Origin of the sequence: Gracilibacillus phocaeensis (assembly GCF_900626275.1) — a bacterium.
Taxonomy (GTDB): Bacteria; Bacillota; Bacilli; order Bacillales; family Amphibacillaceae; genus Gracilibacillus; species Gracilibacillus timonensis.
The window spans coordinates 235,794-259,616 of the sequence record NZ_LR131145.1 but is presented as its reverse complement, the minus strand read 5'-3'; the positions used below and the strand labels follow the sequence as shown (position 1 = coordinate 259,616).

The 23,823-nt window shown below is 37.8% G+C and carries 28 protein-coding genes and 2 riboswitches; of the genes, 18 read left to right on the top strand and 10 right to left on the bottom strand.

The genetic code is table 11. The features are described from left to right. Nucleotides 1–18 precede the first annotated feature (18 nt). Nucleotides 19–711 (top strand): response regulator transcription factor, encoded by a 693-nt coding sequence (locus E0E32_RS17390; protein WP_066186381.1) that lies wholly within the window; start codon nt 19–21, stop codon nt 709–711. Next, on the top strand, nt 708–1,727 hold the full coding sequence (locus E0E32_RS17385; protein WP_130860305.1) for a sensor histidine kinase: 1,020 nt from the start codon (nt 708–710) through the stop codon (nt 1,725–1,727). Before E0E32_RS17390 ends, E0E32_RS17385 begins: the two co-directional genes overlap by 4 nt. Nucleotides 1,728–1,809: 82 nt before the next feature. Here E0E32_RS17385 and E0E32_RS17380 read toward each other — a convergent pair whose 3' ends face one another. Beyond that, a complete protein-coding gene (locus E0E32_RS17380; RefSeq protein ID WP_066186375.1) occupies nt 1,810–2,022 on the bottom strand; it encodes a hypothetical protein in 213 nt (70 codons plus the stop codon). Between the two features lie 289 nt (nt 2,023–2,311). Here E0E32_RS17380 and E0E32_RS17375 point away from each other — a divergent pair, with 289 nt between their 5' ends. Beyond that, nucleotides 2,312–2,887, top strand: coding sequence for a helix-turn-helix domain-containing protein (locus E0E32_RS17375; RefSeq protein ID WP_066186373.1), 576 nt, complete (start codon nt 2,312–2,314; stop codon nt 2,885–2,887). Nucleotides 2,888–3,010: 123 nt separating this feature from the next. On the opposite strand, the gene E0E32_RS17370 is transcribed toward E0E32_RS17375, so the two are convergent. The 6 genes from E0E32_RS17370 to E0E32_RS17350 all read right to left on the bottom strand — a co-directional run bounded on the left by E0E32_RS17370 (nt 3,011) and on the right by E0E32_RS17350 (nt 8,466). Then, on the bottom strand, nt 3,011–3,523 hold the full coding sequence (locus E0E32_RS17370) for a tubby C-terminal domain-like protein (RefSeq protein WP_130860303.1): 513 nt from the start codon (nt 3,521–3,523) through the stop codon (nt 3,011–3,013). Between the two features lie 157 nt (nt 3,524–3,680). After that, nucleotides 3,681–4,196 carry a methylated-DNA--[protein]-cysteine S-methyltransferase gene (locus tag E0E32_RS17365; protein WP_066186367.1) on the bottom strand — a complete coding sequence of 172 codons (516 nt, stop codon included), beginning with the start codon at nt 4,194–4,196 and terminating at the stop codon, nt 3,681–3,683. 232 nt (nt 4,197–4,428) lie between these two features. Then, complete coding sequence (locus E0E32_RS17360) at nt 4,429–4,935, bottom strand: GNAT family N-acetyltransferase (protein WP_066186366.1); 507 nt, start codon at nt 4,933–4,935, stop codon at nt 4,429–4,431. A gap of 13 nt (nt 4,936–4,948) precedes the next feature. Beyond that, complete coding sequence (locus tag E0E32_RS22355) at nt 4,949–5,092, bottom strand: hypothetical protein (RefSeq protein WP_161485666.1); 144 nt, start codon at nt 5,090–5,092, stop codon at nt 4,949–4,951. Nucleotides 5,093–5,367: 275 nt separating this feature from the next. Next, entirely contained in the window at nt 5,368–6,279 is a 912-nt protein-coding gene (locus tag E0E32_RS17355; RefSeq protein ID WP_130860302.1) for a TIGR01777 family oxidoreductase, read from the bottom strand. A gap of 282 nt (nt 6,280–6,561) precedes the next feature. Continuing rightward, nucleotides 6,562–8,466 (bottom strand): BglG family transcription antiterminator, encoded by a 1,905-nt coding sequence (locus E0E32_RS17350; protein WP_130860301.1) that lies wholly within the window; start codon nt 8,464–8,466, stop codon nt 6,562–6,564. 159 nt (nt 8,467–8,625) lie between these two features. Here E0E32_RS17350 and E0E32_RS17345 point away from each other — a divergent pair, with 159 nt between their 5' ends. The 9 genes from E0E32_RS17345 (at nt 8,626) to E0E32_RS22350 (ending at nt 15,610) form a co-directional block, all read left to right on the top strand. After that, complete coding sequence (locus tag E0E32_RS17345) at nt 8,626–8,940, top strand: PTS sugar transporter subunit IIB (RefSeq protein WP_130860300.1); 315 nt, start codon at nt 8,626–8,628, stop codon at nt 8,938–8,940. Nucleotides 8,941–8,960: 20 nt separating this feature from the next. Then, complete coding sequence (locus E0E32_RS17340; protein WP_066186355.1) at nt 8,961–10,193, top strand: PTS sugar transporter subunit IIC; 1,233 nt, start codon at nt 8,961–8,963, stop codon at nt 10,191–10,193. Between the two features lie 32 nt (nt 10,194–10,225). Continuing rightward, the gene (locus E0E32_RS17335) at nt 10,226–10,576 is read left to right on the top strand and encodes a PTS lactose/cellobiose transporter subunit IIA (RefSeq protein ID WP_434059221.1); all 351 of its coding nucleotides are present in this window, start codon (nt 10,226–10,228) and stop codon (nt 10,574–10,576) included. Between the two features lie 29 nt (nt 10,577–10,605). Beyond that, entirely contained in the window at nt 10,606–12,027 is a 1,422-nt protein-coding gene (locus E0E32_RS17330) for a glycoside hydrolase family 1 protein (RefSeq protein ID WP_130860893.1), read from the top strand. A gap of 267 nt (nt 12,028–12,294) precedes the next feature. Beyond that, a complete protein-coding gene (locus E0E32_RS17325; protein ID WP_066186351.1) occupies nt 12,295–12,930 on the top strand; it encodes an accessory gene regulator B family protein in 636 nt (211 codons plus the stop codon). Then, the gene (locus E0E32_RS17320; protein ID WP_165445067.1) at nt 12,902–13,075 is read left to right on the top strand and encodes a cyclic lactone autoinducer peptide; all 174 of its coding nucleotides are present in this window, start codon (nt 12,902–12,904) and stop codon (nt 13,073–13,075) included. Before E0E32_RS17325 ends, E0E32_RS17320 begins: the two co-directional genes overlap by 29 nt. A gap of 54 nt (nt 13,076–13,129) precedes the next feature. After that, the gene (locus E0E32_RS17315; protein WP_066186348.1) at nt 13,130–14,422 is read left to right on the top strand and encodes a sensor histidine kinase; all 1,293 of its coding nucleotides are present in this window, start codon (nt 13,130–13,132) and stop codon (nt 14,420–14,422) included. Nucleotides 14,423–14,432: 10 nt separating this feature from the next. After that, complete coding sequence (locus E0E32_RS17310; RefSeq protein WP_235817431.1) at nt 14,433–15,191, top strand: LytR/AlgR family response regulator transcription factor; 759 nt, start codon at nt 14,433–14,435, stop codon at nt 15,189–15,191. A gap of 278 nt (nt 15,192–15,469) precedes the next feature. Further along, entirely contained in the window at nt 15,470–15,610 is a 141-nt protein-coding gene (locus E0E32_RS22350; RefSeq protein WP_165445066.1) for a hypothetical protein, read from the top strand. A gap of 146 nt (nt 15,611–15,756) precedes the next feature. Here E0E32_RS22350 and E0E32_RS17305 read toward each other — a convergent pair whose 3' ends face one another. Further along, on the bottom strand, nt 15,757–16,953 hold the full coding sequence (locus E0E32_RS17305) for an MFS transporter (protein ID WP_130860297.1): 1,197 nt from the start codon (nt 16,951–16,953) through the stop codon (nt 15,757–15,759). 285 nt (nt 16,954–17,238) lie between these two features. On the opposite strand from E0E32_RS17305, the gene E0E32_RS17300 reads away from it, so the two are divergent. After that, on the top strand, nt 17,239–17,796 hold the full coding sequence (locus E0E32_RS17300; protein ID WP_066186342.1) for a DUF3267 domain-containing protein: 558 nt from the start codon (nt 17,239–17,241) through the stop codon (nt 17,794–17,796). Between the two features lie 69 nt (nt 17,797–17,865). Next, nucleotides 17,866–17,967, top strand: a riboswitch (purine riboswitch). Nucleotides 17,968–18,073: 106 nt separating this feature from the next. Then, the gene (locus tag E0E32_RS17295; RefSeq protein ID WP_066186615.1) at nt 18,074–19,381 is read left to right on the top strand and encodes an NCS2 family permease; all 1,308 of its coding nucleotides are present in this window, start codon (nt 18,074–18,076) and stop codon (nt 19,379–19,381) included. 35 nt (nt 19,382–19,416) lie between these two features. On the opposite strand, the gene E0E32_RS17290 is transcribed toward E0E32_RS17295, so the two are convergent. Both E0E32_RS17290 and E0E32_RS17285 read right to left on the bottom strand, forming a co-directional pair. Beyond that, a complete protein-coding gene (locus E0E32_RS17290) occupies nt 19,417–20,313 on the bottom strand; it encodes a DMT family transporter (protein ID WP_066186337.1) in 897 nt (298 codons plus the stop codon). Nucleotides 20,314–20,410: 97 nt separating this feature from the next. Continuing rightward, complete coding sequence (locus E0E32_RS17285) at nt 20,411–20,842, bottom strand: Hsp20/alpha crystallin family protein (protein WP_066186334.1); 432 nt, start codon at nt 20,840–20,842, stop codon at nt 20,411–20,413. Nucleotides 20,843–21,129: 287 nt separating this feature from the next. On the opposite strand from E0E32_RS17285, the gene E0E32_RS17280 reads away from it, so the two are divergent. The 4 genes from E0E32_RS17280 to purK all read left to right on the top strand — a co-directional run bounded on the left by E0E32_RS17280 (nt 21,130) and on the right by purK (nt 23,817). Beyond that, nucleotides 21,130–21,729, top strand: coding sequence for a DUF2179 domain-containing protein (locus E0E32_RS17280; RefSeq protein ID WP_066186331.1), 600 nt, complete (start codon nt 21,130–21,132; stop codon nt 21,727–21,729). Beyond that, on the top strand, nt 21,671–21,889 hold the full coding sequence (locus tag E0E32_RS17275; RefSeq protein ID WP_066186329.1) for an NETI motif-containing protein: 219 nt from the start codon (nt 21,671–21,673) through the stop codon (nt 21,887–21,889). Before E0E32_RS17280 ends, E0E32_RS17275 begins: the two co-directional genes overlap by 59 nt. Nucleotides 21,890–21,952: 63 nt before the next feature. Further along, nucleotides 21,953–22,051, top strand: a riboswitch (purine riboswitch). Nucleotides 22,052–22,211: 160 nt separating this feature from the next. Further along, nucleotides 22,212–22,703: a 5-(carboxyamino)imidazole ribonucleotide mutase gene (gene purE / locus E0E32_RS17270; protein WP_066186328.1), complete on the top strand. Its 492-nt coding sequence runs from the start codon at nt 22,212–22,214 to the stop codon at nt 22,701–22,703. Further along, the gene (gene purK / locus E0E32_RS17265; protein ID WP_066186323.1) at nt 22,690–23,817 is read left to right on the top strand and encodes a 5-(carboxyamino)imidazole ribonucleotide synthase; all 1,128 of its coding nucleotides are present in this window, start codon (nt 22,690–22,692) and stop codon (nt 23,815–23,817) included. Before purE ends, purK begins: the two co-directional genes overlap by 14 nt. Nucleotides 23,818–23,823 lie beyond the last annotated feature (6 nt).

The window sequence follows — 23,823 nt, the reverse complement described above, 5'->3', positions numbered from 1 at the left end:
AAGACAGGTGATCCATAGATGGAAGACATACTTAAAAAGCTCGATATTTTTGTGCTGGAAGATGATCTAGATATCTCCCGTTTCTTAGATGTATTTTTAGGTGAGTATTTTCAAAAGGTGGTTGTAAAAACAGATAATCGATTTGATGATGCAATCTTTGATGAGCTCGATATCTTTTTATTGGATATTGAAATTCCATTTGATAGTGGCTACGAGATCTGTAAACGAATCAAAACAATGTATCCTGAGAAGCCGGTTGTTTTTCTTACGGCACATAGCCAAATTGACGATAAAATCAAGGGGCTTGAACTTGGCGATGATTTTATCCCCAAACCTTTTGAACCGCTGGAGCTAATCGCAAGGCTCAAAAATGTATTGCGAGATAGATATGGAAAGATCATGTACTTGGATCAAATAGCAGTGGACACACGCACCCAAACTATTTTTCACTGTGATCCATGGATGGAAATCCCACTAAGCAAAACAGAAAGTAAGCTGTTTTTTTATCTGTGTGACAACATCCACCTTAGCCTATCTAGAGAACAGATTATTCATCATATCTGGGGAACGGATGGAGCTGGCAGTCAAGCAAATAGTCTGAGTGTTTATATGAACAGTTTACGGCAAAAAATAGATGCGGAAGGTCGGCTAATTCAAACGATTTATGGCTATGGGTACAAGATGGTAAATCCAGAGGAACGAGATAGATGAATAAGAAAATTTTGTTTTTCACGTTTCTATCGATCTTATTCTTTCCATTTGCCTTGATGTTGTCTAACTATATCGTGCTGGGAACCCATCTCCTCCAAAATTATTTCAACGGCACGGACACGCCATTTAAGGCGGAAGATAACTATTTTTATGTGTTAATGTTATTTTCCACGATGATATTATTATATGTGTTTTATCTTTCTAGAATTATCGTCAATATATCATCGGAGATTACCCATCTTTCCAATTTGATTCGAGATATTGCCAAGGATCAGAACTATCCAGATCCTGTGAATACGGCAGATCTAAAATATAAGGATATGCAGTATTTAAGTGAATCGATCAATATACTCATTGATCAATTACAGTATAATCAAAGCAAATATGAGGAATCAGAAGAATTTAGAAAAAAATATCTCGATCAACTGTCGCATGATATTAAGACACCATTATCGATTATCAAAATTAATTTATATTACTTACAAACCCAACAGAACAAAGAAGAAGCCATTCAAGAAATTAATAAAAATGCGAATATTATCGCCACGCTTAGTGACCGGATTTATCATAAAAATGATATAAACACGGAGGCGATTATGACTCACTTAACGCTGATTGATTTGGAAGAGTGTATGAATGAAATGGTGGACAAATGGCAGAATGCGCTTAAGCACAAAGGGATAAGCTGGCAGTTGCAGGTAACAGCTGATATGACTTGGGAACTGGATAAGGTATGGTTTGAGCGATTGATTGATAATATTTTGCAAAATGTGCTCTATCATTCTGAAGCCAGTCATTTAACCATCGAAGGAGTAGCGGATGAACAAGAACAGCGATTGATTATTCGTGATGATGGTATCGGTTTTAATCCTGACCAGAAGCTGCAGCAATCGGATCGAAAAGGTTTAAATATCATTCATGAAGTACCGAAATTACTGGGGATTGATCTCTCCATTGATAGTAATTCATCAGGTACGAAGCTGATACTGACTTATGGAATAAAGACGAAAAATTAGCGAGCAGGACCATATCAGAAAGTGCCTATCTAGGAGAGGGATGACGTTTTTAGACACTTTCTGAGATCGTAGATGGGCCAGACTATTCATTCGTTTCATGCACTACCTCATGAAGCGATTTCATAATTATTTGCTGTTCCACATAGAACAATTCGATCAGTTCAATGAGGGTAGAAATGACATCATCAATCACTCTTTCCCTATCCACCATTAGACTAAAAGTGGCATCAACGAGCTTTACCTCCATTTCTGTAAAAAATAACTTTCGGTTTATTTCTATTTCCAACTGCTCCATTCTGCTCCTCCTCTTTTTCTATTGTTTATCGATTACGTCAATCGGTTAAAAGTATGCTGTGATACTATATGAATAACAAACACGTAAAGCTAGAAAAAATTTTGTCAATTAATCGTTAAAGAATGATTTTTAAATCAAAAATAATAGGTTATAATATATATATTAAATCTATAAAGGTTATTTTGGATTCATTTAATCATAATCGCTATAGAGGTAATTGTCAAGGTTGTTTTTGGATTTACTAGTGAATAATAATCCTTGTGCGATTAACATGTGGAGGTGTATAGAAATGAGCTCAAGTTACATAGGTCAGAATTTGAAAAAAATTAGAAAGTATAAAGGCTGGACGCAGCAAGAACTGGCAAACAAAATTGGTATTAATCTACAAAACCTTTCGAAGATAGAACGAGGGGTAAACCATCCTACGTTCCAAACGTTAGAGAAGATTATGCAAACATTAGAAGTCACACCAAATGAGTTATTCGCAGAAAATTTCAAAGTGCGTGGGGTTGTAGAAAATGAACTGATTCAATTTATGGAGCGAGAAAGAGCCTGGAATATTGAAATGGAACGAAAGAAATATGAAGGTGAGTTCACCAAGGAAGAAATGGAGAAATATGAAATAGGGGAATTAAGAAAATATATCAAGGCATATATCGACGCTGATCATCGGCATCCAAGCGATCTTCACCCAATGAAAGAGGTTATTTATGAAAAGAAACTCGCTGAAGTGGTAGGACGGTACGATGAGTATTTGAGCTATGATTTATTTGGCGAAACCCTTGTAACAAAAGATAAACATCTAAACCCCTATAAGAATGAAAACGGGAATGCACAGGCAGGAGGTAACAAAGAGAGCGAGTAGTCCAGATGAAGGTGATGATTGAAGGCGAGTTTTTTAAAGCATTTTCATTAAAGAAAGCCATGTCGAAATAAAAACGTGGAAATCCACATGTTTGTTTTGCATGGCTTTCTTTAAGTGACATCCTTAATAAATAGAAACCAAAATAAGAAACACACACATCACCAAATGAATGTCCAAGTCCTGGCTCATGATTTCTATTCGCGCTTTTCGAGGAAGTTTGAAGTTTAAAAATTTCCATTCAGCAGCTAATTGATTGCTGTCTGACTCTTGTATATGAATAAACTTATTGGCAAATTTCTTTGTGATCACATACTCTTTGTCATTATAGTGAAAATGAAAGATGGGATGACTCTTGACCTTTGTTTTATCCTCTAAAAGAAAAGTCTTTTGATTATAATGGACATCCCACTTGTGTCGTAAGGTGTAATGATGGTGTTCAGCCACGACTTTAGACTCTCCTTGCGTATCTTCGCTGGAGATATGTAAGAACAGGCCATCAATCAAGACGGTGGAGAGTTTTTGGAAGGAACTCTGGTAAAACCGCTGGATCGCTCCAACCGTTTCCCCCTTACTATTGTAATAAAACTTCTTATCACTGAATCTTTTATAAAAGGGTACCTCAAAGGAATAATACATCGTTTTCACCTTTTTCTATAAAATCATTAGGATGTGAAAGTATAAATATTCATATTTTTCTGATAAACGGTATATCGTAATAATACCATTTATTTCAACATATTTTCCAGAAAAATGCCTTGGTTGAGCCTGATTTTATAGAATGATGAAACATCTGCTAACACTTTCCCTCGCTTTCAAGTGCTAATAAAGATTCTTTCAACGCTAAACCGCCACGAAAGCCTGTCAAATCCCCCTTTTTACTCAAAACACGATGACAGGGAATAAAAAACATCAGTGGATTTGCTCCAATTGCCGCACCAACCGCTCGTACGGCTTGAGGATTTCCAATTTGCTCAGCGATATCTGTATAAGTCAACACTTGACCATAGGGGATACGGCTGAGTTCTTTCCAGACGGCCCTTTGAAAAGGTGTGCCCGTGATATCCAGTGGCAGGTTGAAGGATTGCCGTTTCCCATGGATAAATTCGACTAACTGATCGCTGTAAGGCCTGATTTTGTTCTGATCCTCGATTAATGAGGAGTCGGGTTTCTTTTTTTCTACCCAATCCTGCACTTCTCCAATGCCATGATTAGGGATACCGACAAAACATACTCCTTCGTCTGTGGTTGCAAGGTATACCGAACAATGATCGATACATAGATTTCCATAGTAGATTAGTTGTTTATTCATAGGTTGCACCTTCCTTTTGAGTAGCTGATAGATACCTATCTCACTGCCTTGATTAAGGTCATTATACAACGATTATACGAGAAAATGAGAAAAAACGAATGAAAGAGCAGGATATGAAAAGTATGAGAGGGAGATAAAAATGGGAAAGGATCTTAAGCATTTCCAATCCACTGCAAAGTGCGGTGGATTGGGAAACCAACTTGATCCGTTGAGGGGGACCATACGTTAGTCTTTATGTATGATCTGCCAGCCAATCCCGTTTAAAGATGGACATAATATAAGCATCTTTATACGCGCCATTGGTATAAAAGTGTTCTTTTAACGTACCTTCCAAAATAAATCCTTGTTTTTTGTAGATATGAACGGCCTTTTCATTGGTTGTGTCGACAAAGAGAAAGACCTTGTACATGTTTAGGATATGGAAGGCATAATCCACGGCCTGATGAAAGGCGAACTTGGCATAACCTTTGCCGCCAAACTCTGGTTTGATGATGATTTGAATCTCACAATTACGATGAATATGGTTAATCGCTACTAATTCCACGATCCCGACTAAATCCTCACCATCCTCTATCACAAATCTTCTTTCGGATTCATCTAGAAAATGCTTTTGAAAGAGATGCTTTAGTTTAGTGAGGGATTCATATGGCTCTCGAAACCAGTAGGTCATAATCGCGTGTTCGTTGTTCAATTCATGAATAAATGGTAGGTCCTTTTCTTCTAGTGTGCGTAGTTTCATTTTCTCACCTTTCTTATGATTGCTTAATGGCCAAACTTGCTTGAAATGGCGGGAGAGAGGATATACTCTTCCACTTTAACAAAACCCCAGTCTGCAATTGTTCGCGAATCTGGGTTTCCATCGTATGGCTGAATTGTAATCCATCCCTTTCTATCATATCGGCACGTTCTTCTTCTGTAAAGTCTTGCAGAGGGTATAAGGTAATCGATGAACCAGCTGTATATCCTGGATTCCCGAGAAAAACACTATTTTATAACGAGAAATGCTGATACAATAGGATTTTGGGAATTTCAAGCTCGTTATATATTCATTTATATAACGAGAGGATAATGTTGATTTGTCGCCATTTGTAGACTGTCTCGTTATACATTCCGGGAACGCAGGGTATATCTTCTAATCGCTCGGCAGTATCAAAATAAGAGAAGTGCCTAATTACGCTTTTTCTTTTGCTAAAATATCTTCAAGCGCCAAGAGAGCAGTTGGATAGTGAAACGTAAAACCTGCTCTATCCAAGCGCTTAGGCAAGACCTTCTGCACATCTAAAATAATTGTGGCCTGTTCGCCTAATAGGACTCGCAATAAAGAAGCAGGAACCGGTGCGTAATGCGGTCTGGCCATGATTCGTCCGATTAATTTACCGAGATGTCGCTGTCGGATAGGATTAGGACTGGTGATGTTATAGGCCCCTTCTGCTTGCTTGTCTGCTATTAAGTGCACGGTAGCTCGAGTGACATCATCGAGGTGAATCCAAGAAAACCACTGCTTTCCATCGCCAAGCTGACCACCAGCAAATAATTTATAAGGTAAGATAATGCGTGCCAGTGCGCCGCCTTTTTCAGAAAAGACCACACCAAATCGACCAATCACTACTCTGGTGCCGAGTGCCTCAAATTTCTTGGCGGCAGCCTCCCATTGATGAACGATCGTTGATAGGAAGTCATGCGGCTCCTCGTAAACATGGGATTCATCATAAACAGCTGATTTAGAAGGTGGATAATAGCCGATCGCACTCGCATTAAATAATACCGTTGGGGAGTACCCCTCTGTTTGAAAAAAGTTATATAATCGTTCGGTTGTATCGATTCGGCTTTGCAGCATTGCCTTTTTATGCTCTTTTGTCCAGCGCTCACTCAAGCTTGCGCCTGCCAAATTAATGACCACATCAATGTTGGGAATAGCAGTCTCCCAGCCATTTTCTTGCCAATTGACATAACGTAATCCAGGATGTTCAGACGTTCGCTCGCTTCGTGTTAGCACAATCACCTGGTTTCCTTGATGTAAATAGTGAGCTACTAGTTCTGTTCCTACTAAGCCGGTACCACCAGTCATTAATATATTACTCATCTTGTTTACCCCTCTCTTTGAAGACAGAATTGGACATGGTAGAATTTATTTCTCCATTGAACTGCCATTTTCCTGCTTTTTAGATTGAATTTTTGCTTGAAATAAAAAATATAACTGTTGATAATGCCTAATTATTCGGACTATACATAGATAATCAATTAAATATAGATAGGATGTCTAACGTCCTTTTTTGTTCTGGTAATGTATTCCCTTTTTTAAAGAGATTAAAGCTATTTTGTGAAAAGAAAAAGCCATGTCCATCAAGGGCATGACTTTTATTTTTTATGTTTCCTGCTGATCAATAAAATCCATTAATTGGTCAATGAATGCTTCATAGGATTTGGAATTTGCAAGTTTACTCACATTTGAAGGGCTAGAAAGAATTTTAATGTATTCGTCATATATATCCCGATATATATTGCGTTCATTCTTGTTCATAGCAATTAACGAGACAATTCGAATGTTATCTGCTTCCCCCCATTTGATCGGTTTCTTGGTAATTAGTACAGCAATAGTTGTTTGCAAAGCATCCATATGGATAGAATGGGGGACGGCTACAATATTGTTGAACGAGGTAGAGGATAGCTTCTCTCTTTTTATTACGTTATCAATAAAATCGTCTTTCACTAAATGAAGCGTGGCCATTTTCTCTGTGATAAAAGGGATTACTTCAAACTCGTCATTAAATGTCTGATCACTTAACATAAAAAGACGACGGTCAAATAGAGACAGAAGATTTTGTTTTATATGTTGCTGTCGTTTTTCCTTCTTTTTCCTGTTGAGTAGTTTTTGTATATTAAGTACATCATCAGAGGTTAAAAAAGTACTAATAACTACCTGCGAAAGATTCAGATGTAATGGCACTTCTACAGTAGAAATAAGAAAATCTGTTTTTATGTCAGTTAATTCTTTATCCACTCTCGTTATTATTTTTACCACACGTAACTGGTTAGCAAAGTAATGCTCTATTTTCTCCTTTAGTTGAAATTGTAAATTATTATAAGCTGGACAAATTAGTATAACCTCAAGCTGATCATGGTGTTTTTGTTTTAATTCTAAGCAGCTTCCTACATGTAATGCAATATAGGTGATTTCATCTTCATGCAAGTCTATATCTAATTTTTCTGAAATCAAATTACTGATATAGACAGATAAATCATAAATAAGTGGAGAAGACGTTTTAATTGACTGTGTTAAAGGATTTTTGGATGAAAAGTGATTAGAAGTTCTTATCACCAAGTTCTGAACATGCAGAGCAAACTTGGTTTTAAATTCATCATCTTCTAAATTAATGAAGTAATTTTCATTCACTTTTACGATGATCTCATGAATTAGATTCCAAAATGGTGCTTTAACTATATTTCCTTTATCTTTTGATAAATTAGTCGTTTTACTACTAATCAGTGCTTGTAAATAATATAATTCATTTTTGTCCATATGAACATGGAAGTATGATTCAATTAAGTCTTGAATTTCATGGACAATGGTCATGGAAATAAATGTTTCTTTATATGGATAGGCTAGATGATGAACGTATTGATTATCCTGCATGCGTTCAATTGATATAATAATGTGATAAATAATATTACCTAATGTGTACTCGTTAATATCATAGCCATGCTGTTGAACGATTTCCAATAACTCTTCTTTAAAAGTGTGTAGCTCATAACCAAATATTTTTTCTAGATCAATAATGTTATAAAAGGTAGTATTGTATTCCTTATAATAAATAAAGCTCATTATTTTTCGTTTGTCAATTTCTTTTCCATGCAGAAAGAGACGATCTTGAGTGCGATCAATGCTTAAGTTGTAATCTGAGGTCAGTTTCCGGCATTCGATAAGGTCTTTTTCAATAGTCGGTACGCTTACAAACATATACTCACTCAAGTCAAATATATCGAGTCCCTCTTCTACTAAAATCAATTGCTGAAGGATATAGTATACTCTGTTTTTTGGATTCATATCCATCGGTTGAAAGATAACTTGTTCATGGTTTGTTTTTAAACGATATCCAGCACTGGACGATTCTATCGAAAGCGATGGTCGATATTGTTCATTAATATACTGGATATAATTCCTCAATGTACGGGAAGAAATATTTAAGTAATGTAATATTTCATTTGTAGTCAGCCAGTCCTGCTGTTCCTTCAGTATTTGAATCAGTGCTTCGATATTTTTCTCTTTCATGAACCATATCCCTCCTTTTCAACCATTGATTTCATTATAGTTCAATTCAATTCTATCTCGAAAATAAAGTTATTTCCAATGGGTAGGCAAGATAGATATTGGTTAGCATGCCACCTATTTGTCATAATATAAATACACAAAAACAAGGAGGATTTAGAAATGAAAAAAACCATCTTATTAATTTGTAGTGGAGGAGCCTCAAGTGGTTTTCTTGCACAGAATATTCGAAAGGCAGCTAAGAAAAAAAGTTTAGAGGTGGAAGTAATTGCTCGTGGAGAGTCAGAATTAAATGATTATATGGACAAGATTGCGATGGTGTTAATTGCCCCCCATCTAAGCTATATTCAAGACGATATTGCCGATCAGCTTGCTGGTACAAATATCCCGTATCAAATCATTGATCAGATGACATACGGCACATTGAATGGTGAGAAAGGTATGGATATTATTGTAAAAGAATTGGGTTTAGAATAATTCATTAAGGTGGGATAAGCGTGAACAAACTAATTGAGTATATGAATCGGTCATTTGCCCCTAAGATGAACAAAATCACACGAAATGCCTGGGTATCAGCCATCCAAGAGTCTATCATGGGTGTTTTGCCTTTAATACTTGTAGGATCATTAATTACCTTAATTATGATCCTAAACGATGTGATACCTAATATGCCGAATTTACAGCCTATCAGTGATTTTTCGTTTGGTTTAATGAGTTTATTTATCTCATTTTTAGCACCATATTTTATTATGGAAAAGTTGAAGAAGAATGATCGGAAACTAATTGCTGGATTGACTGGTGCAGCGATGTTTTTATTATTACTTTCACCTACCTTTAATGAAGATGGGCAAATTATTTTTTCCTTTGAAAGATTCGGTGCTAATGGCATGTTTGTTGCTATTATCGTTGGTTTATTAGTAGGATTTGTTTTTAATTTATTTAGTAAGATCTCATTTTTTAAAGAATCAAGCTCCTTACCTGATTTTATTATTGTTTGGTTTGATACAATTGTACCGATTACCCTTTTATTAGTAGCTGGATGGCTTGCTACTATTGTTGGGAGTTTCGATCTTTATGCTTCGATTCTTAGTCTATTTGAACCGCTGAATAGTATTGGTCAAAGCTTTGTTGGTTTTGTTATTCTTACTTTTATTTGTGTGTTTTTATATACTTTTGGTATCAGTCCATGGGCCTTGTACCCGGTTGTGTTTCCGATGTGGATTGCAGGAATTGAACAGAATGCAAGTCAAGTGGCACAAGGCTTGAATCCTGCTAATATTCATACGTTTGAAACGTTAATGGCATGGATTTGGATTGGTGGTATGGGAACCACATTGCCATTGGTAATTATCATGCTTGTTATTGCAAAATCGAATCATTTGAAGGCGATTAGTCGAGTGACTATTGTACCATCTATTTTTAACATTAATGAACCTGTGGTATTTGGATCTCCTGTTGCCTTTAATCCAATCTTAATGATCCCGATGTGGTTAAATGGTATTGTGATGCCTGCCATCACTTATCTGGTGCTTTCATTTGGAGTTATTACATTGCCAGCAGAGGTGTTGCAGTTATGGTATTTACCAATTGGGATTTCCACCTATTTAGTGAATACAGACATTAGTGGCTTACTACTTTTACTTGTTAACTTCATTGTATCATTTATTATATGGTATCCATTTGTCAAGGTTTATGACAAACAAAAAGTAGCAGAAGAAGCAGAGGCGTAAGCCTAATTTATCAATTTTGGGAGATGATCCATTTGAGTCAAGATAACAAAGAGGCATTACAGGAAGTCGCGATGCAAATCATATTAGGGGCAGGTAATGCACGTGCAGATATTCAAGCTGCTTTAAAACACATAGAAACATTTGATTTTTCATTAGCTGAAGAATCGTTGGCACAAGCGAAAAAGCATATGTCTCAAGCCCACTCTGTACAGACAGATACAATCCAAAAAGAGGCAAAAGGAGAAGAGATTATTTTCTCAACGTTATTTACTCATGCACAAGATCATTTGATGACGGTTATGAGTGAATGGAATATAGCAAAGAATTTATTGCAAATCTCTCGTTCATTCGATCAAAGAATAAAAAAATTAGAAGAACAGTAATAAACCGATTGGAAGTGATAAAGGTGTCTATGCAAATAAATAAACGATTTCCAGATTCCTTTCTTTGGGGGGCAGCAACCTCTGCTTATCAAATCGAAGGTGAACATCTGACTCATGGGAAAACATTATCGGTTGTCGAAAAGAATATGAACAGTAATTATGCAGATCCTAGTGTTGCTTCTGGTCATTATCAGCACTGGGAAGAAGACATTGAGCTTATGAGAGAGCTTGGGTTAAAGGCCTATCGTTTTTCTATTGCTTGGCCAAGAATTTTACCCAACGGTCGTGGAGAGATAAATCAAGAGGGAATATCATTTTATCGTCATATCTTGGATAAATTAAAAGCATATCAAATAGAACCTATTGTTACTATTTACCATTTTGATTTACCGCAATGCTTACAAGAGGAATATGGTGGGTGGTCTTCTAGGAAAGTAATTGTAGATTTTGAGGAATTTTGTGAGGTGCTTTTTACTCAATTTCCTGATGTGAACTACTGGCTAACTATTAATGAGCAAAGTAATATGTTTCAGTTACCGTATTTAATGGAGTTTGCGCCTGACGTGCCATTAGAGAAACAGAAATATGAAATGAATCATATTATGACTTTAGCGCATGCAAAAGCAGTAAAACTGTGCCGTGAAATGTTGCCAGAAGCAAAGATAGGACCAGCTCTAGGTATCATTCCAAATTATCCAGCAACATCTAAACCAGAAGATGTTTTAGCAGCCAGACATGCAGATGATTTAAGGACATATTTATTTATGGATCTATATATGAAAGGCGAATATAGATCTTTTGTGTGGAATTATCTAGTAGAAAACGGGTTAGAGCCTACCATTGAGAGAGGAGATATGGCTATAATAAAATCTGCGAAACCAGATTTTATTGGAATTAATTATTACCAATCCCGTGTTGTGAAATATATCTCAGCAGAAGCCGAGAAAAAAGAATTAAAGCTTAATTATGATGGTGAAGATGACGATACACAATTTGATAATATACCTGGTATTTTTGAAGGGGCTGCCAATCCATATACAGACAAGACCAGATGGGATTGGGAGATTGATCCAATCGGTTTTCGTTATCTGTTAAATGAACTTTACGATCGATATCATATTCCGATAATGATTACGGAAAATGGTATTGGGACCTTGGATCAAGTAACGGGTGATCAAAAAATTCATGATCAAGAGAGGATAGATTTCTTAAACAAACATCTGCAACAGTTGCAATTAGCAATGAAAGATGGAGTAGAAATATGGGGATATATGGCTTGGTCTTTTATAGATTTACTGAGTACATCTAGTGGTTTTAGAAAACGTTATGGTTTTGTCTACGTGGATCGCGATGATCATGATGTGAAAAAACTAGAAAGGATAAAAAAAGATAGTTTTACTTGGTACCAAGAAGTAATTGCTTCTAATGGACAATATTTAATTGATCGTTAAGATGAAGACATTGTATTTTCATTGATGAACATTGTCTTGATTAAGGCAGGCTCCGGCAAATGCTGGGGCATTTTATTTCATCAAGGTGGCACCTGGATTATTTTTCTAATACTAAAAACTCCAATATCGACAAAAAACATGTCATTAGACCTAAAGGCATCTTTTTCATTCGTTTAGGAACAAAAAGTGATCATTTAGGAATAGGCATAAATATTTTGTAGAAAGTTGTGATAAACTGATAGAAATTTAGTTGATGGAGTGATAGTCTTGCTATCCAAACTTGAAAGAATTGAAGCAATGCCAGAAAGAGCTGCCAACAGGATGTCTTTATGGATAAAAGGGAAAAATAGTATGGAAGAGCTAGACTACCTCAAGATGAAGCTAGGGATAGAGGTTATTCTAACGAATCTAACCAAAGGAATTATCGTATATGGTTTAGCTTTCCTCTTACAGGTTTTTTGGGAAACATTGATCCTCCATGGCGCTTATGTGCTACTACGCAGATATTCTTTCGGGTTACACGCTAAATCAAGTATTGTGTGTACCATAGTAAGTGTTGTACTGTTTGTTGTAATCCCTTACTTTTTAAGGGATGTGGTACTTGGCAATTATGTGATAGGGGCTCTATTTTTGTTAAGTATTCTAAGTATCTATTATTTTGCCCCGGCAGATACAGAAAAGCACCCGTTAATTGGGGAAAAGAAGCGCAAGAAGTTACGTAATAAGTCGGTTCTTACATGTATTATACTAATGATCGTTGCGTTGGTTGTACCAATAGCGATGATAAAAACCATGGTGATAGCTGGAGTGGCTATTCAAGTGATTAGCATACTTCCAGTTTCATATAAAATTTTGCAAAGGAGCTATGATAATTATGAATCTTATGAAGAACAAGTTGGCTGATGGCATGAAGCAAGGTGTGGCAAAGGTTGCAGGAAACGTTGCAATGAGAGTTGGCAAGGATTCGATCGGCTCTCAATGTATTGGTTTTTCCTATGAACCAGAAGTTCCTAAAGAATTATTGCGACAAGATCGTCTAGATAAGTAAATTTTCATAGAAATATGTGCTATACTGTAAGCATAAAACAAGGTGGTGATGTTTATGCTTACTTTTTTTGTGATCTTTTTTCAATTATTAGCTATTGTGTTAGGTATATATATCTTATCTGAAAAACCATTTGGATTACGATTATTATCCTTTATGTTTATCGTTTCTCAAATAGTTGGTTACATATTGTTTACAATCATAGGTATTATGGGTATTTTTCCTCTATTAATATTCTTTATCGCATGTTTGTATTTAAAGATCGGTCAGCCAATTCTTAGTATTTTGATTACTTTTATACCAGTTATTTTATTTGTATTAGGTGATTATATTGCGCAAATGTTTACTTTTTTTGTAGAAAGCATGAATATATTGGACTTGAATGCTGAACAAAGAATTGTTAGTGTCCTTATCATACAATTTCTATTAATAATTGCGTTATCTTTACTACTAAAAAAACTATTCACTAAATTTCAAATATATCGTTTTCTTAAAGGAGTATATGGGAAGTTAATTATTTCCTTTGTTGCTATGACTATCATCATCTTTTATGTAAACATCTTCATGGGTAAACAGCAAGGCTTCAGCCATGAAAATATACAAGCGAATAGCATTTTATTTCTCTTTTATACCATCTTATTATTCAGTATGTTTATCGTCCTCATCCGTACAGCAGCCAATAATTTTCGCATGGAGAATGAAAGAGTGCAAAACGAACAACTTCGAGAGTACACGGAAGCATTAGAATTACAGTATGACGAAATTAGAAAATTCCGCCATGACTATATCAATATTTTATCCACCATGTCTGCATACTTGAGTTTAAACGATTTAGAGAAACTAAAGAAATATTTTTCCGAAAAAATTATCCCCATCGGTCAGAAATTTGAATCCAATAATTATCAATTAGGTGCGATATCGAAAGTAAAGGTTCAGGAGGTAAAAGGCATCGTCTCTAATAAGATCATCAAGGCACAGGATCTTAATATTCCAACGATTGTGGATATTACCGAACCAGTTGACGATTTACATATCGATACCATGAAGTTATGTCGTAGCCTGGGAATTATACTGGATAATGCGATTGAGGCTGCGATGAACGCGGAAGATCCGCGAATCCAGGTCGCCTTTATTGAAAAAGAACATGCTCACCTTATTATTGTGAAGAATAGTTACCGTGATGTACCACCGATTCACCAAATTTATCAAAAGGGATTTTCAACTAAAGGAGAGAACAGGGGGTTAGGATTAAGCAACTTAAGAGAAATACTAGCAGAATGCGAAGGAGTGACATTGGATACCTATACAGCAGAGGATTATTTTGTACAAGAAATTGGAATAGCATATTAGAAAGTACGTGATGATAATGCTGGAAATATTTATCTGTGAAGATGATAATCGCCAGAGAGAAGAGTTGACACGATATATTCAAGCTTTCATTGAAGGTTCCTCACTAGATATGTCTATCGCTATTTCTACGGGAAATCCGAATGATATTATCGATTATGTACAAATGCATGATGTAAGTGGCATGTATTTTTTGGATGTGCAGTTACAGACGAAAACAGAAGGAATCGAATTGGCCGCAAAAATTCGTGAGTACGACGAGAAAGGGGCGATGGTATTTATCACTACACATCCGGAATTAATGGCACTAACCTTTTCCTATAAAGTGGAAGCAATGGACTATATAACAAAAGGAGACTTTCAGCATGTTAAGAAGCGGGTAAGTGAATGTTTGAAGCTTGCCTATCAACGATTGATGACAAAAGATACGAAACAAACTATTCATATCAAAAATAAAAGTAAATTTATTATTGAAGAATATGATAATATCATGTTTTTTGAGACCTCTCCTAATAAACACCGCATCGTTCTTCATGCCAGAAATCGTCAAGTCGAATTCTATGGCAAACTGAACAAGATTGAAACATTACATGAGTGTTTGTATCGCTGTCATCGTGCCTTTGTCGTTAATAAGCAGAATATTGTAGAGGTGGACCGAAGTAGTGGTCAGGTTGTGATGAAGAATAATGAAATCTGCTTTGTATCGCATCGGCTGATGAAGAAGTTACTGAAAGAAATAAAAGAAGACGTATCATCTGTTTCTAATTATTAAAGGGCTGTGGCAAAATGCATGTGTTGCATTGGCTGACAGCTCCTTTTGTTTTTAAGCCGTCTTTAATGAATGGGAATGGCGATATATAAACAGAGATGTTCTTTAAGAGGATGTTCAAAAAGATCAACAAAAATGACGCAGCGAATTTCTGCGTTGGCGATGGCGATATAGGAACTTCTACTAAGACCGCCCACGTCCTGTAGGCAACGCAGAAGTCAACACATCCTGCGTGAGTTCGTTCCTCACGTATTGTTCCGGTACCGGGAGACTGCGCCGCCTTGAACTTTCGACGTACAGGACGTACTAGTGTTGGCGTTGCAACAAATGGGTTCGGTGGGGCGAGTAATCGCAGTCCCAGGACGCCTGAGGTTTTAGCCAACGAGGTCCTATTTATCGGCATTTTTGAACATGCACTTTAAGATGGTGGAATCAATTTGGTGTGTACATGACAATGGAATACTTCACATTAAATGTACATTCCATAAAAAAGACCCATTCAAAGATATTTGCTCAAATACGTTGAATGGATCTTTATGTTCAAGATACCTCTTGTACACTTTTTGTCTTAAGATGATTCCTGCTCTACCATTTGATAGACAGATTTATCTTCAATAAAATGAGTGAGGACGGTTAAGGCTAAACCAAAGGCAATCATACAACCAGCGATCGTAGTGATGGCAACAAAGGAGAAGCCATGATCTAACAGCAGACTTCCAAATGCCGCTCCAATAAAATTAGCCAGATTAAAGATGGAAGCTGCAATGGTACCAGATAATAAAGGGGCCTCCTTAGCCGCTAGGATGATTTTGGCGTTTAACAATGGGGTTGTACCAAATGTCCCAGCGCCAAACAAGAAACTAAAAACAAATGCCAATAGTGAAAAAGAGATAACGTGTGTAAATAGAATCAACACAATGGCCAAAAATCCAAGTGACCCCATTAAATATTCGGTTAGCCGATTTTCACTAATTTTTCCTGACGCAAAGTTGCCGATAACAGCCCCAAGACCAAAGAAGAACATTGCTCCAGTTACACCAGCTACACCAAAGTTAGCAAATTCACGAAGAATTGGTTCCGTAAAGGTATAGGCCGTAAAGACGCCAGAAAATCCAAAGACAATGACTAATATCATCATGATCACATTTCTATTTTTGAACATTTTTAGTTCTTGTTTTAAGTGAGGTGCTTTTACCAATTTTTCTGTAGGTGTTACGATGGTGAGCCCTATCAATGTGACTAAACCTAGTAATGCCATAAACCAGAATACAAGTCTCCAATCTAGCATACCGCCAAGGAAAGAACCGAATGGAACACCAAGCATAATCGAAATGGTTAGACCTCCCTGTACCGCGGCAATTGCTCCTGTACGCTTGTGTGGTGCAGATATATTAACCGCAATCGCCATACATAGTCCAAAGAACGGGGCATGCATCGTTGCCGAAAGCAGTCTGGACAATAATAAGATTTCAAATGTTGGAGCGGTAGCCGCAATGATATTACTGATTACAAATACGCCCATTAATCCTACCAATAATGGTTTAGGGGGATATTTTAAGGTGACAATCCGCAGAATCGGTCCACAGATGGCCACACTAATAGCATAAACACTTAGCAGCAGTCCTGTTGTGGATACAGAGACATCCAGGTCACTGGCAAATTGCGTCAAAAGACCAGTTACCACGTATTCTGTCATACCAACGACAAAGGTGCCAAGCATAAAGACGATAAGGATCATATTTCTTGATGGGTTGAGTTGAGTCATGTTAAATGCTCCTTTCTGCTTTATATAAAATAAATCTAGCCCAGTAGAAGATCCAAGGCTAGGAAGACATAGAATTTGTGTTTTTGACACGAACTATATTATTAAATCACAAAGAAGAATCGCTTGTAAATCATCTTGCTTGAAATGTGAGTGAAAAAATGATAGACATCATTTTCATTATGACGAGAGAAGAAAATCCTGTTCTTCGAAGCTTTATCATCGTTGTGGAAAAGTATCGATTTACAATGAAGTTATGATAGAATAAGTGGGAAGAGGTGAATACATATGAATTTGGAACTACTAAAAGAAATCAATATCATACAAAACAAAAAACTAGTCGTATGGCTGAATATATGGTCGATTATTATTTTCGTCCTCTTGATCGCATTAGGCTTATTCATATTACCAGCTGCGACTATTGCAATCCATATTATTCCGATGCTCCTGTTTTTGTTGGCTATGTTTGTGATGTTTTGTTTTCATGAGCTGATTCATGGCATGTTTTTCAAGATGTTTGCGCCTGGATCAAAGGTAAAGTATGGAATAAAAAGCGGTATGTTTTATGCGGCAAATCCTGGAGTAACCTATTCCAAGCTTCCTTTTGTTGTTATTATTTTAATGCCTTTCTTCATTATTTCCTGTTTATTAGTTATGCTGTCATTATTTCCGATTAATCTGCATGCTTTGTACGTTCTTTTTGCTATACATACAGCGGGCTGTGTTGGGGACTTCTACTATATAGGAGTATTAAATAATCGTTCCCTTTTCCGGGAACAGCTAGTTGTTGAAGATACGGATACGGGAATCAAGATTTATAGAAACGGTACAACACTCGAACAATAATAAGTGATTCTGTTGGAATGTTCGTATGTTATATTGACTTCTTTCAAGCAGACTAGTAATATTAAAATGAAATGAATGATTATAATCTGTCGTATATTATTGGGAATATGGCCCAAGAGTTTCTACAGGAGCACCACAAATGCTCTAACTACGATGTGACGAGATCTGACATAGGCTGTCAAATCTCTCCATGGTGTGGAACACTTTTGGCTGGTATCCAAGGGTGTTTATTTGTATTGGAAAAATAACGACTGATAAAAAAGGAGAGTTACCTAACGTGAAAAAGTATTTTGAATTTGATCGGCTTGGTACGAACTATCGCCGCGAGACCATGGCAGGGGTTACCACCTTCTTGGCTATGGCGTATATTTTGTTCGTCAATCCGGCGATGTTATCGGCAGATGGGGCGACAGGAATGGATCCGAATGCCGTATTTGTGGCTACTGCTTTGGCGGCGGCTATCGGTACGATGATCATGGGAGTATTTGCAAGATATCCAATCGCTCTAGCACCTGGAATGGGCTTAAATGCGTTTTTCGCTTATACCGTTGTGCTTGGTTACGGTATTCCGTGGGAAACGGCATTAGCTGGCGTATTGGTTTCTGGACTTATTTTTATTGTGTTAACTCTTACAGGTATACGTGAAAAGGTTATAAATGCGATCCCGTCGGTATTAAAAATGGCAGTAGGTGCTGGTATTGGTTTATTTATTGCCTTTCTTGGCTTCCAAAATGCCGAAATCATTGTGACCGATCCAGATACAATGGTTGCATTGGGAGATTTGACGAATCCTGTTGCAGCACTGGCTGTTTTTGGAGTGGTGGTAACCGTTGTTTTGATGGTACTAGGTATTAAAGGTGGCGTATTCTATGGTATGATTTTAACGGCGATTGCTGGTATGATCTTTGGTCAAATTGATATTCCAGAGAAAATCGTCTCCTCTGTACCAAGTTTAGCGCCTACATTTGGAGCTGCATTTTCACATTTTGGTGAAGTATTTACCTTGCAAATGCTGGTGGTAATCCTGACGTTCTTATTCGTCGATTTCTTTGATACGGCAGGTACGCTCGTAGCTGTAGCTTCGAAAGCAGGGTTGTTAACAAAAGACGGTAAATTGCCACGTGTTAGCAGGGCGCTGTTTTCTGATTCAGCTGCCACGGTAGTAGGTGCATCTTTAGGAACTTCGACTACTACTTCTTATGTAGAGTCTGCCACGGGTGTTGGGGCTGGCGGTCGTACTGGATTCGCTTCTGTAGTAACAGCCATCCTGTTCCTGTTAGCATTATTCTTTTCACCTTTACTTGCAGTGGTAACCAATTCAGTAACTGCACCAGCATTGATTATCGTTGGGGTGCTAATGGCGTCGACCTTAAAGGATATTCCTTGGGACGAATTTCATGTGGCTGTACCGGCATTTTTAACCGTAGTTACCATGCCGCTTACGTATAGTATTGCGACTGGTATTGCGATCGGTTTTGTATTTTATCCCATCACCATGGTAGCGAAGGGTAAAATAAAAGAAGTCAATCCGATTATGTGGGGATTGTTTGTTATCTTTATTTTGTATCTTATTTTCTTACATTAAATAAAAACAAGCCTCAGCTAATGCCGAGGCTTGTTTTACGTTTTTCTGTAGACCTTTCGCTTAGGGCGGATAACGGTAATAAAAGCTGCGCCGATAACCAATCCGATGCCTAAACCCTGCAAGAGTGTCAGATTGTCTTGAAAGACCAATACGCCAAGTATAATGGCTACAATGGGTTCCATTGCTCCCAGAATAGCCGCTTTACTTGATTCAATATAAGTAAGGCCGTAAGTGTACAGAATATAGGCACCTAATGTAGACAACAGTGCTATTCCGCTAATATGAATCCAAACATCAAGCGATTGAAAGGCTTCTATCTTTTGCCACAGTCCACTGGTTGGAAAAATAAATACACACCCCATCATTAAGGCATAGAAAGTGACCGTCAAATAATGATAGTACTTTCCTACTTCTTTTCCAATAAGACTGTACAATCCACAGAAAAAAGCCGAGCACAGTCCTAAACCGATACTGCTGGCAGAAAGGGACATGTTCCCAATTGGCAGTAACTGAATGGCTAATGCACAGCCAACCAGGGTCATCGCCACAGAGGTTATTTTTCTAGGTGTAATCTGCTCACGAAAAAAGATGCGTGATAAGACGGTCACAAAGATAGGCATCGTATATAGTAAGACAACGGCAATCGATAAGGATGCCTGCTTCATGACAGTGAAATAGCACCAATTAAAAAAGACAATTCCCAGTACACCTAAGCCAACAAAATGGAGAATATGTCTTTTTTCTATTTTGAGCAGGGAGGGTTTCGCGATCCCCAGCACCACAAGTAAGATCACCGCAGCCACGCTTAAGCGAATAGCGACAATTTCCCAAGCACTGAATCCGTGATTGTACAGGCCATCGACAAACAGACCTGTCACTCCCCATAAGCTTGCACCAATGAGAGTAATTACGTACGATACATAGTGTTTCATCATGTTCACCTTCTTTTCTCTCTCTATTTTCAAAGGTTACGATAATGAAGAGCATGCTCATCTTAACATATTTACTGGATATTGCAAGCTTATACCGCTATTCCTCAAACTCGCTAATATCAATGACTCGTTGATCTTCCTGTTTGGAAACCAGGCGATGTAAATGAACGGTGAGCAGTCCTTGCCTTAAAGAGGCAGATATTTGGTCCTTACGCACAGGAAAAGGCAGGTCAATATCACGTGAAAACTCTCCTTGTAGAATTTCTTGTTTGATCAGGCTCCCCCTTTCTTCTATTGGAAATAGACTGCCGCTTAAGCTTAATATGGAGTTGTTTATACGTAGTTGTATCTGATTACGATCTTTAATGCCGGGTAAGCTAGCATAAAGAAATAATTCGTTTTCACTTTGATAGAGATTTACCGCTGGAATAGGTGGTTTAACCATATGTTCAAATTCATTCCAAAACGTATCGCCAAAAAAAGAATCCATGTTATCCTTCCATTCATGCATCTGTTTGAATGGATCCAAGATTGCTCTCCTCCTCTCTATATAAGTTGAACTTATAGATGTAACAAAAACGTGTGACAAGCCATTCTTTGCCCGCATGATTTCCTGATAATACCTCGTTTGAACCATGTTTGATCCATTCGTGTAAGTGACCCATTCACACTGCGTAAATGGATCAAGAGCGTATATCAGATCCATGAGAAATTATTTCATTCAACTTATATAATAAAGCTATGGTAAAATAATTTCGCTATACTATACTATAAGGTATGGAATGGCAATAGATTATGTGCAAATGGGGTGTACGTATGCTGGAAAATGCAATCATTATGGTTGTTATTATTCTGATTATTAACATTGTGTATGTTTCATGTTCCACAGTAAGGGTTATCTTAACATTAAAGGGAAGGCGTTATATTGCTGGAACTATTGGTGTTTTTGAGATTATTCTATATACGATTGGGCTAGGCATCGTTTTGGATAATGTAGGCGAAATTCAGAACTTGATTGCCTACGGATTAGGGTATGGTATTGGTGTTGTCGTCGGTTCCATGATTGAAGAGAAGCTAGCACTTGGGTATATTACAGTGAATGTGATATCGTCAAATCCTGATATTACGTTTACGAAACAATTACGGGAGAAAGGTTTCGGTGTGACAAGCTGGTATGCATATGGAATGGATGGAGACCGTTTATCCATGCAGATTCTTTCTCCGCGTAAATATGAACTGCATCTATATGAAGCTATAAAGGTGATTGACCCAAAGGCTTTTATTATTGCCTACGAGCCCAAGCAAATCCATGGCGGTTTCTGGGTGAAGCAAGTCAAGCGAGGGAGGATAAAGAAAAGTGTCCAAGAAGAACAAGAAGAGCCCAAGCAAGAAGAAGTTTTACGTAGAGAAGAATGAAAGCCTGGACGAGTGTCTAGCTCGTATCCAACAGGAAGGCTATCAACCGGTCAGACGAATGGAAAAGCCGTTATTTATTGAAAAGAATGGGCAGCCTGTTCCAGAAGGTCGAGAAATCATTTTTGAGGCAAAGAAGATAAAAGACGAACATTCAAAATAAAACCCGAATAAAATGTTCGATTTTAATTGACATGTTTCAACAGCTCTTGATATCATATGAATGTAGAAAAAAGAATAAACACCTCATATAATTTGGGAATATGGCTCAAAAGTTTCTACCCGTTACCGTAAATGATGGACTATGAGGGAAGATGATTGATGATTGTGAAGACAAGCATCAGGATAGTTATGTGATTGGAACCTATTCATCTTCTCTCCTGATTAGAGAGTATGAATAGGTTTTTTGTTTGTGATAAGACGATCGCAACAGCACTCATGAAATAAAATGGTTCACTACAATACATAAGAAATGAGGGAAAAACATGACACAAGCAGGCGTGATTATGGGAAGTATCTCAGATTGGGAAACGATGCAGCATACTTGTGCCGCATTAGATGATTTAGGAATTTCTTATGAAAAAGAAGTTATCTCCGCACACAGAACTCCAGAAGATATGTTTGCTTATGCCGAAAATGCCCGTGATAAAGGCTTGAAAGTCATTATTGCCGGGGCCGGTGGGGCGGCACACCTACCAGGGATGGTCGCTGCCAAAACTACTTTACCTGTTATCGGTGTACCAGTAAAAACCAGCACGCTAAGCGGGGTAGACTCCCTCTATTCCATCGTGCAAATGCCAGGCGGTGTTCCCGTTGCAACGGTTGCGATTGGAAAGGCTGGTGCAACGAATGCAGGCATCCTCGCAGCACAAATAATCGGAACAAGTGACCCAAGCACGGCAGAACGATTATTCCAACACCAACAACAACTAAAAGAGAAAGTAGCAGAAATGAGGGAAAACCTTGCAGATAAATAAACAATTATTCGGCTCAACCATTGGCATTATTGGTGGTGGGCAATTGGGAAGAATGATGACAACAGCGGCGAAGCATATGGGTTATCGCGTAGTTGTCTTAGACCCCACACCAGATTGTCCTACGGCGCAGGTAGCGGATCGACAAATTGTAGCAGCCTATGATGATTTAACAGCCATTCAGCAATTGGCAGAGGCAAGTGATGTTGTCACCTATGAGTTTGAAAATGTTGACCTGGAAGCAGCGGAAATTCTTGAAAAAGCAGGTCTTCTTCCGCAAGGCGCTCAGTCTCTACGTATTACACAAGACCGTGAATTAGAAAAACAAGCGATGGTCGACAGTCTTCAGCCGGTAGCAGATTACTCGATTGTGCGGACGAAGCAGGAATTGACAGCATCCGTTCAACGGTTAGAATATCCAGTCGTTGCCAAGACCTGTCGAGGCGGATATGATGGAAAGGGTCAAGTAAAACTGACAAGTGATGCCGACTTGGTCAGTGTAGAAGAGATGTTGGAACAGACTGGGCGCTTAATCATCGAACAATGGGTACCTTTTGATCAAGAGATATCGATTGTCTTTACGAGAAGCGCAACCGGAGAGATTACTTACTTTCCAGTCGCTGAAAATATCCATCGTGATCATATTTTACATGCAACGATTGTTCCAGCTCGTGTGTCAGAAGAAATTACCGAAAAGGCCCATCAAGCAGCCAAGGCAATTGCCGAAACAATCGGGGTCGTTGGAACGTTTGCGATTGAGATGTTTGTATGTGTGTCAGATATTCTTATTAATGAATTGGCGCCTCGCCCGCATAATTCCGGGCATTATACGATTGAGGCTTGTAATGTATCGCAATTTGAACAGCATATACGTGCCATCTGCGGTTTACCGCTGATCCCAATTCATGCACATCAAGCGGCGGTTATGGTCAACCTGCTTGGCAAAGATATCGAGCCATTTTTTGACCAATTAGAGGATAATCCAGACGCACATATTCATATGTACGGTAAGGAAGATGCGAAAGCCTTACGAAAAATGGGGCATGTTACGTTTATTGGAGAGAATGTATCCAGCTTGTACCAACAATTACTAGATAAGAAGATAATCGAAAACTAGGAGGAC